At 48.6% G+C, this 7,669-nt stretch carries 11 protein-coding genes; 10 read left to right on the forward strand and 1 reads right to left on the reverse strand.

Going from position 1 to position 7,669, the window contains the following annotated elements; all coding sequences use genetic code 11:
- The 9 genes from ACJMLT_RS08990 to ACJMLT_RS09030 all read left to right on the forward strand — a co-directional run.
- Positions 1-638: patatin-like phospholipase family protein (locus ACJMLT_RS08990; protein ID WP_405729712.1), on the forward strand; the 638-nt coding region annotated here is incomplete at its 5' end.
- 107 nt (positions 639-745) lie between these two features.
- Positions 746-1,273 (forward strand): putative ABC transporter permease, encoded by a 528-nt coding sequence (locus ACJMLT_RS08995; protein WP_405729715.1) that lies wholly within the window; start codon positions 746-748, stop codon positions 1,271-1,273.
- A 28-nt stretch (positions 1,274-1,301) separates the two neighbouring features.
- Positions 1,302-2,015, forward strand: a complete 714-nt coding sequence (locus ACJMLT_RS09000) for a pseudouridine synthase (RefSeq protein ID WP_405729718.1) — start codon at positions 1,302-1,304, stop codon at positions 2,013-2,015.
- Positions 2,016-2,108: 93 nt separating this feature from the next.
- Positions 2,109-2,351, forward strand: a complete 243-nt coding sequence (locus tag ACJMLT_RS09005) for a DUF2508 family protein (protein ID WP_405729721.1) — start codon at positions 2,109-2,111, stop codon at positions 2,349-2,351.
- A 23-nt stretch (positions 2,352-2,374) separates the two neighbouring features.
- Positions 2,375-2,608, forward strand: a complete 234-nt coding sequence (locus ACJMLT_RS09010) for a pro-sigmaK processing inhibitor BofA family protein (protein WP_405729742.1) — start codon at positions 2,375-2,377, stop codon at positions 2,606-2,608.
- Between the two features lie 498 nt (positions 2,609-3,106).
- Complete coding sequence (locus ACJMLT_RS09015; RefSeq protein WP_405729724.1) at positions 3,107-4,141, forward strand: rhomboid family intramembrane serine protease; 1,035 nt, start codon at positions 3,107-3,109, stop codon at positions 4,139-4,141.
- Between the two features lie 279 nt (positions 4,142-4,420).
- Complete coding sequence (locus ACJMLT_RS09020; RefSeq protein WP_405729727.1) at positions 4,421-5,011, forward strand: uracil-DNA glycosylase; 591 nt, start codon at positions 4,421-4,423, stop codon at positions 5,009-5,011.
- A 57-nt stretch (positions 5,012-5,068) separates the two neighbouring features.
- Positions 5,069-5,845 carry a hypothetical protein gene (locus tag ACJMLT_RS09025; protein WP_405729730.1) on the forward strand — a complete coding sequence of 259 codons (777 nt, stop codon included), beginning with the start codon at positions 5,069-5,071 and terminating at the stop codon, positions 5,843-5,845.
- On the forward strand, positions 5,846-6,598 hold the full coding sequence (locus ACJMLT_RS09030; RefSeq protein ID WP_405729733.1) for a hypothetical protein: 753 nt from the start codon (positions 5,846-5,848) through the stop codon (positions 6,596-6,598).
- A 23-nt stretch (positions 6,599-6,621) separates the two neighbouring features.
- Here the strand turns inward: ACJMLT_RS09030 and ACJMLT_RS09035 are convergent, their stop codons facing one another.
- On the reverse strand, positions 6,622-6,975 hold the full coding sequence (locus ACJMLT_RS09035; protein ID WP_405729736.1) for an arsenate reductase family protein: 354 nt from the start codon (positions 6,973-6,975) through the stop codon (positions 6,622-6,624).
- A gap of 164 nt (positions 6,976-7,139) precedes the next feature.
- On the opposite strand from ACJMLT_RS09035, the gene ACJMLT_RS09040 reads away from it, so the two are divergent.
- A partial coding sequence (locus tag ACJMLT_RS09040; RefSeq protein ID WP_405729739.1) for an NAD(P)-dependent oxidoreductase occupies positions 7,140-7,669 on the forward strand: 530 nt, incomplete at its 3' end.

The following is a 7,669-nucleotide window of genomic DNA, read 5'->3' on the forward strand; positions in this document are numbered from 1 at the left end:
CCCTGTTGAAAACGGGGCATTATTTTGATCTGGACTGGTCCTTCCGGGAATATCCCAATCGTTATTTCCCCTTCCATTATGAAGAATATTTCGATAACCCCACAGAAAGGGAATTTGCAGCCACCAATTGCCTGACAGGGAAAGCGGTGTATTTTACCGATCGGAACTATGACAGGGAATACCTGATGCAGATCGGCAAGGCTTCCTGTGCCCTGCCCGGCATGTCTGCCGTGGTGGAGGTGGAAGGAGTGCCCTGTGCCGACGGCGGTGTGGCCGATTCCATTCCCGTCAAGCGCGCCTTTGAAAAAGGCAGTGATAAGGTGGTCGTGATCGAGACCAGAAGAAAGGAATTTCGGATGCAGCTGTCCAAGGGGACGAAGCTGATCGCCAAACTGAGCGGCAGAAAATATCCTGCCCTGCAGGAAGCCATGCTGCAGCGTCACGAAAATTATAATGCCACGCTGGATTTTATCCACGAAAAGGAAGCGGAAGGGACAGTCCTTTCCATCCGCCCCGAAAGGCAGGAGGTCAGCCGTACGGAAACGGATTATCATACACTGATGAAGTTCTATCATCACGGTTATCAGCAGATGAAGAAAGCCTATCCCGCCCTGCAGAAATTTATGTCTGAAGAATGATTTCTTACATTTTTCTGAATTTTCCATATATTGCCTAGCAAAAGACTCGGCTATGTGCTATCATACCCCTAACTACAATGTCTGATTTTGTAGAAAGGGGTATTTTTATGAAACGAAAAGGGACTTTCCTCTTTCTCTGCTTTCTGGCCTATGCGGTCATTGGCTGGTGTTATGAAGTGGTGCTGGAAGTTTTCATTTACCAATGGGGGTTTTCTAACAGGGGCTTCCTCTTTGGGCCTTATTGCCCTGTTTATGGGTTTGGAGCGTTATTGTTGCTGTTTTGTCTGGGCAAAATCAAAGGGCAGTGGAAATGGTACAGCCCCCTGCTGGTGTTTCTGGGGGCTGTGTTTCTGACAACGGCTCTGGAACTGGCTACCAGCTATGCCATGGAGGCAGCCATCGGCCACTGGCAGTGGGATTATACGAAATATGCTTTCCAGTTCGAGGGGCGCATTGCGCTGAACCCCAGTATTCGTTTTGGACTGGGCAGCCTGTTCTTTTTGTATGTTGTACAGCCGGTTCTGGAAAAAATCTTCGCCTGTCTGGGAGAAAACCGATGCACAAAACTGGCGGCGGTATTATTTGGTGTGGTTTTCATTGATTTTATTGCCACGATGGTGTATCGTGTTCTGTAAGGAAAAGGTTGAATAAAGGAGAAATACTATGGCAATGGAAAGAATCGACAAGATTATCGCGTCTCAGGGGCTTTATTCCCGCAGCGATGTGAAATATATGGTAAACAGAAAGCGTATCACCATCGACGGCAAGGTCGTGACTTCTGCCAGCCAGAAGGCCGATGTAGATAAAAATGAGATCATGCTGGACGGCAAGCCTTTTGTGGTGAAAAAGCAGATCTATCTGATGCTGCATAAACCCAAGGGCTATGTTTCCGCCACGGAAGATAAAAAACAGCAGACCGTTCTGGAGCTGGTGCCCCCTGCCCTGAAGGGACGCGACCTGTTTCCCGCAGGTCGTCTGGATAAGGATACCACGGGGCTGATGATCATTACCGATGACGGCGTGCTGGCCCATAATATCCTTTCTCCCAAGAAGCACGTGCAGAAAATCTATCGGGTGGAACTGGATATTCCTGTTACAGAGGAAATGCAGAAGGGCTTTGCGGAAGGGGTCGAACTGAACGATGGCATCTGCAAGGATGCGAAACTGACCATCCTTGGGGAAAAGACCGCCGAAGTGACCCTGAGAGAAGGCCGTTATCACCAGATCAAGCGGATGTTCGGCTGTTTCGGCGCCAAGGTGGTGGAACTGCACCGCATCGCCATGGGGGAACTTTATCTGCCCGAGGATCTGCCGGAAGGTCAGTGCAGAGAACTGACAGAGGAAGATCTGGTAAAATTACAGACAAGAGAACAGTAAATCGAAAGTCTCAAATCTGATGAATTTGAGGCTTTTTTTCTGCATAAATTTTCCCCTTCCTGCCTATATTAGGAGTAAAAAGGAGGTTTTTCCATGAAGCGAAAAGCCGAAACCCTGCTGACGGAGGGGGAAGCCATCCTGCTGGCCATCCGACAGGTGCAGCTGCAGATGGAATGCGCCAGAAATTCCTTCGAAATGGTCACCGATGAAGCCCTCATAGACAGTTATATCTATGAGATCATCGCCCTGCAGCGGAAGTATGCCTATTTTCTGAAAACAGCCAAGGAAATGGGGCTGACGGCGGAAGGCGCCGCGGCCTATGAACGTGTGGTATGAAAGGGGGAGAAGAATTGGATTATGTGATGACCTGTGCCATTTTTGTCTGCCTGTTTGCGCTGGCGCTGATCGCCCTTTCGAAGCCCCTGCGGGTGTTGCTGCGGTGCGGCGTGTCTGCCCTTGTGGGCGGCCTTGCCCTGTTTCTGGGACAGAGCATGGGGGCTGCCGTGGGGGTGAATGCCGCCACGCTGCTGGTATCGGCTGTGCTGGGGATACCGGGGGTGGCAGGCCTGTATCTTCTGAGTTTTCTGCTGTAAAATGTCGAAAAAAAGAAAGCCTGCCTGCCTTTGGCAAATTGACATTTCTTCGGAAATATGATATGTTAATTGTGTGGATAAGTTTGTGGATAACCGATACTTCCCTGTGTACAACACGCGGTTAGCCCTCTTGTCCGAAGGATTTTGAACTCCTTTTACGATAAGAAAGATTACCCCATTTCTTATCCTTTCAAAAACCCGCCGTCGGCGGGTTTTTTGTTTTGGCGCGAAGCGCCTTCGTTGAAATCAGGATTTCAACGAGGAGACTGTAGGTATAAACAGATCTGTGCCTGTTGGGACAGGCGACAGCCTGTTTTCCTCAGCGGAAATGAATTCCGCTTGCGGATCCCAATCAGGAAACCCATAGGTTTCCCGAACCCTTCCGCGGCTGCCCCAAAGGGCAGTTTTTTGATTTTACAGGAATTTTAAGAAAAATTTCAGAAATAAAAGAATGATCTATGGTAATATGAAAAAAAGACGAAATTCGGAGGTGATCCCATGGCGTTCTGGGAAACCATTGACGCGCAGATGCGGAATACGGGCTTTCGCCCGGTAAATCATAAACCTAACTGGTACTGGCGGGCAGAAAATCCTGTCCTCTATCTGGTTTGCCTGCTGGATGGCAGAGAAGAGAACTGGCGGGAGGAAAATATGACCTTTGCAGGATTTTCCAAATCTATGGAAAACCGACTGGAGGAATTTTTCTGCACCCGTCTGGTGGCGCTGTCTGTCCTTGTGGATAAAGCAGGGGAAAAGTGGGCTGTGGATACTGTGGAAAGCGGGGAAAACCTGCATACATACGAAGAAAAAGCCCATCGCATATTCTGGCATTTTTCGACAGAAACCGCCAGAGTGGAGGCGGCGAAGGGGCAGCCAGATCGGATCCTCGGCATCGAAAAGCTGCTGGCGGCAGCGGCAAAGGGAAAAGCGCCTGAGGTGCTGGTATTCAGGGATACCAGGGAGCAGAAAAAGCCTGTGGCAACGGCAGTCATCTTTGCCCTTTGTCTGGTGCTTCTTCTGGTGACCACCTTTGCACCCCAAAGCCATGAAATCATCCTGCGGTATGGGCTCAGTGCCGAGGGCATTGCCCGGGGGGAATATGAACGGTTCCTGACCAGCATGTTCCTCCACAGCGGTTGGATGCATCTGGCATCCAATGCCGTTTATCTGTATTATTTCGGCGTCCGTTCCGAAAAACTGCTGGGGACAGGGAAGTTTCTCCTGCTGTATCTGGTGTCTGGCCTTTGCGGCGGTCTGCTGAGCGTTTTTCTGGGGGATGGCTATGGCATTTCCATTGGCGCATCCGGCGCCATCTACGGTCTGTTGGGAGCCATGCTCCTGCTGACAAAGAAACACGGCCCCCGTTATACGGGCATGAGCTATTCCACCATGCTGCTGCTGGCGGCAACGGCCATCTGCCTTGGCTTCTTCGAACCCAATGTGGATAACCTGGGGCATATCGGCGGCTTTCTGGGCGGTATGTCGGTGTTTTGGCTGCAGATCTGTTGTGCAAAAGGCAGCAAAGGGCAGTGACTTTGTGGATAACCTGTGGGGAAGTTCGGGACAACTCTGTGAGTTATCCACGGAAATCCTGTGGATAAGTACCTGTTTTTCCACAGAAAAAATATGCAACACAAGATGAATATTGTGATTTGCCGTAAAATCAAGGAATTTTCAGGGCGAATGGGAGGAAAAACGAAAATAGTCCCTATATTTTGTGGGTGACATAATGAGTTATCAACAAAAATATTGTGGAAAACCCTCTTTGGCTGTGGATAACTCGGTGGGTAAGTGGAAAAAGGAGCAATTTTTATGAAAAATATCAACAATGTACAGCAGGCACTGCTGGCAGCGGTGGAAACCTCTGCATATAAAGAGCATAGAATCGTTTTTGGGGAAGGGGCGGAAAATCCTGCCCTGATGATGATTGGGGAAGCCCCCGGCGGTGATGAAGAAAAGCAGGGACGTCCCTTTGTGGGCAAGGCGGGGAAAAACCTGTCTGCCTTTCTGGAAGTGGTGGGCCTGAAACGGGAGGAAATTTATATTTCCAATGTGGTGAAGCTGCGCCCCACCAAGGAAAGCCCCAAAACGGGCAAGGCGGTAAACCGTCCCCCTTCTGCGGAGGAGATTGCTTTCTTCCTGCCTTATTTATTGGAAGAGATCAAAGTCATTTCTCCGAAAGTAGTGGTGACACTGGGCAACGTGCCCCTGAAAGCTGTGACTGGCGAAAAGAAGGCGGTCATCGGGGACTATCATGGCAAACCTACCCCTCTGGCCGATGGCAGAACATTGTTTGCCCTCTATCATCCTGCGGCGGTCATCTATAACCGTGCCCTGCAAGCCACGTATGATGAAGACTTGCTGGAACTGAAAGCCTTTTTGCAGAAAGAAGGGCTGGTATGAAAACAGATTTGCAGAAGATCCCCTATGTGGGGAAGGTCTGAAAGGGGGAGAGAACCTATGGAGAAACTCTGGAGATGGGAAGAAAAAAGTTATCAACAGAATAAAAAACGGGAAATCCTCTGGACAGCGGCAGTCATCAGCTGGTTGGTTGCGCTGTGGGTGACCTATTGGGTGGAGCATACCCTTTATGGAGAAATTATCAGTACGGGGACGTTTTCTTATTTAGGTTGTTCCATTGGTATTGTCATTGGCATGTTGCTTCGCAGTGGCGAAGAGAAACCAAAGATGATGAAGGCACGCAGATGGGTGGCGAATATTCTGAAGGCGATTTGTTGGATTGCGATTTGCTGGGCTGTGGTCGATAGAAGGCTGTTTGTTTTTGCAGTGCAGTTTATCTGTGTTTTTCCTGCAGCATACTGGCTGGATCATCAAAGAGTAAATGCGAATGAGGACAGTATTGATAAAATTTCTATGTCCGCCTGCAATGTACTGGTGATTGCGGTGATGCTTGTCGTTGGTACGCTGGCTGGGCCGAGAATTATGGGGATGATCTCCACGAAACAGGCGGAAAAAGCCATTGCAGAACAGGGCTTTTCGGAAGCGGAATATCTGGGTTGGCTCTATGGCAGATGGGTCTATCGGGATGCTGTGGACAAATCTTTTTATGAGGAAGAAATGCAGGAAGAAAAATATTATATGGTTTTTGGCAGAAAAGAGGGCGAACCCTATCGCTTTGTGATTGACCCCAAGGGCGGCGAAATCCTCATAGCCGCATCGGAGGAGGCGGAGCCGGAACTGGGCAACTGGTATCGTTCCAGAGAAGGGGGAGTATAAATGGGATTTCTGAGAAAAGACTGGGACTGGGAGAACCCTGCGGAACATGATATGGAACAGCCCATGGAGGAAAGGAAAGACCGAAAGCTCTGGCTTTGGGTACTGGCTATCATCTGCGGGGGTCTGTCTGTTTATTCTTTGTATTATATCGAAAAAAAAATTTACGGCGGAGCCGTTGAAACCAACTGGGGAGGCTGGCTGGGCATGGGCGTTGGTACGCTCATCATTTCCGTCATTCATCATTTTAAGCCTCCAAAGGAATCTGCGAAAATGGAGTTTGATAAAGGGGAAAAAATCGTGGGTTGGTGCCTTGCAGCAGCGGCTGTGGTTCTGTTGCTGGTGGTTTGCTGGCAGATGCCGAGACTGCGGTTGTATGGCCTCCAGTTTTTGGCAATTACACCCCTTGCCTTTGGTCTGGAGAAGGCCCAGAAGGCGGGCATGGATAAAAATGCTGCCAATGCATGGAATCTGATGCTGACTTTTGCGTTGCTGATCGGAGTGACGCTGGCCGTACCAAGATCGACGGGTATCTGCACTGTGGCAGAGGCAGAGGGAAAACTGGCAGCGGCAGGCTATTATGTGAAGGAATATGAAAATGCCATTTCTGCTATATTTATTGAAAACTTTATTCCTTCTGCAACGGTAGAACTGGATTCTGATCCTTGGAACGATATGTATTATCTTTTTAACCTTGATGGATATGACAGTTATGCTGTGGTAAATCCATGGACAGGTGAAATCATTGCGGAATAAAAAAAGAGCCAAAAGGCTCTTTTTTATTTCAATTTTTCCCATTCTGCTTCCTTGAAACCGACTAATACAAAGTCATTGCCGATAATCAAAGGTCTTTTCACCAGCATGCCGTTGGTGGCAAGCAGTGCAATCTGTTCTTCTTCGCTCATTTCCGGCAGTTTATCCTTCAGCTGCAGTTCCTTGTAAAGCAGACCGCTGGTGTTAAAGAATTTCTTCAAAGGCAGACCACTCTTTTCCCACCATGCTTTCAGTTCTTCCACAGTGGGGTTGTTTTCCACGATGTGTCTGTCCTGAAAAGCCACGCCGTTTCCTTCCAGCCATGCTTTCGCCTTCTTGCAGGTGGTGCATTTGGGGTATTCTAAAAACAAAATAGACATTGTTCGGTTCACTCCTTTTCATAAATTTTTCTTTATTATAATCTTTCTCCGTTTTTTGCACAAGTACTCTTGTATTTTGAAAAAAACTGCAGTATGATACGCTTACAAAGTGAAATTTATTGCAGTTACTATAAAATATCACATTCATTTAGGAGGCACGCACCATGAAAATCGTTATCATCGAACCCCTGGGCATCACACCCGAAAAACTGGCAGAAGCAACAGCAGCAGTAAAAGCAAGAGGTCATGAAATCGTGGCTTATGACACAAAGGAAGAAGATCAGGAAAAACTGGCGGAACGCGGCAAAGATGCAGATATCATCATCATCGCAAACCAGCCTTTCCGTAAAAATGTTATCGAAAAATGCGAAAACCTGAAACTGCTCTCCGTGGCATTCACAGGTGTTGACCATATCGACGTGGATTTCTGTAAGGAAAAAGGTATCTGCGTATGCAACGCAGCAGGCTACTCCACAAACGCAGTGGCAGAACTGGCTTTTGGTCTGGCCATCGCCGTACTGAGAAATATCCCCGCCTGTGACGCTGTTTGCCGTAAGGAAGGCACAAAAGCAGGTCTGGTGGGCGGCGAACTGTTCGGCAAAACTTTCGGTATCGTTGGTACAGGCGCTATCGGCGGCAAGGTTGCAAAAATCGCACAGGCTTTCGGCTGTAAAGTAGTGGCTTACAGCAGAAC

The organism is Anaerotignum sp. (assembly GCF_045122575.1).
In the GTDB taxonomy this organism is placed as follows: domain Bacteria; phylum Bacillota; class Clostridia; order Lachnospirales; family Anaerotignaceae; genus Anaerotignum_A.

Coding starts and splice junctions, on each gene's coding strand:
- ACJMLT_RS08995 (WP_405729715.1), top strand. CDS start 746: ATGAAACGAAAAGGGACTTTCCTCTTTCTCTGCTTTCTGGCCTATGCG.
- ACJMLT_RS09000 (WP_405729718.1), top strand. CDS start 1,302: ATGGCAATGGAAAGAATCGACAAGATTATCGCGTCTCAGGGGCTTTAT.
- ACJMLT_RS09005 (WP_405729721.1), top strand. CDS start 2,109: ATGAAGCGAAAAGCCGAAACCCTGCTGACGGAGGGGGAAGCCATCCTG.
- ACJMLT_RS09015 (WP_405729724.1), top strand. CDS start 3,107: ATGGCGTTCTGGGAAACCATTGACGCGCAGATGCGGAATACGGGCTTT.
- ACJMLT_RS09020 (WP_405729727.1), top strand. CDS start 4,421: ATGAAAAATATCAACAATGTACAGCAGGCACTGCTGGCAGCGGTGGAA.
- ACJMLT_RS09025 (WP_405729730.1), top strand. CDS start 5,069: ATGGAGAAACTCTGGAGATGGGAAGAAAAAAGTTATCAACAGAATAAA.
- ACJMLT_RS09030 (WP_405729733.1), top strand. CDS start 5,846: ATGGGATTTCTGAGAAAAGACTGGGACTGGGAGAACCCTGCGGAACAT.
- ACJMLT_RS09035 (WP_405729736.1), bottom strand. CDS start 6,975: ATGTCTATTTTGTTTTTAGAATACCCCAAATGCACCACCTGCAAGAAG.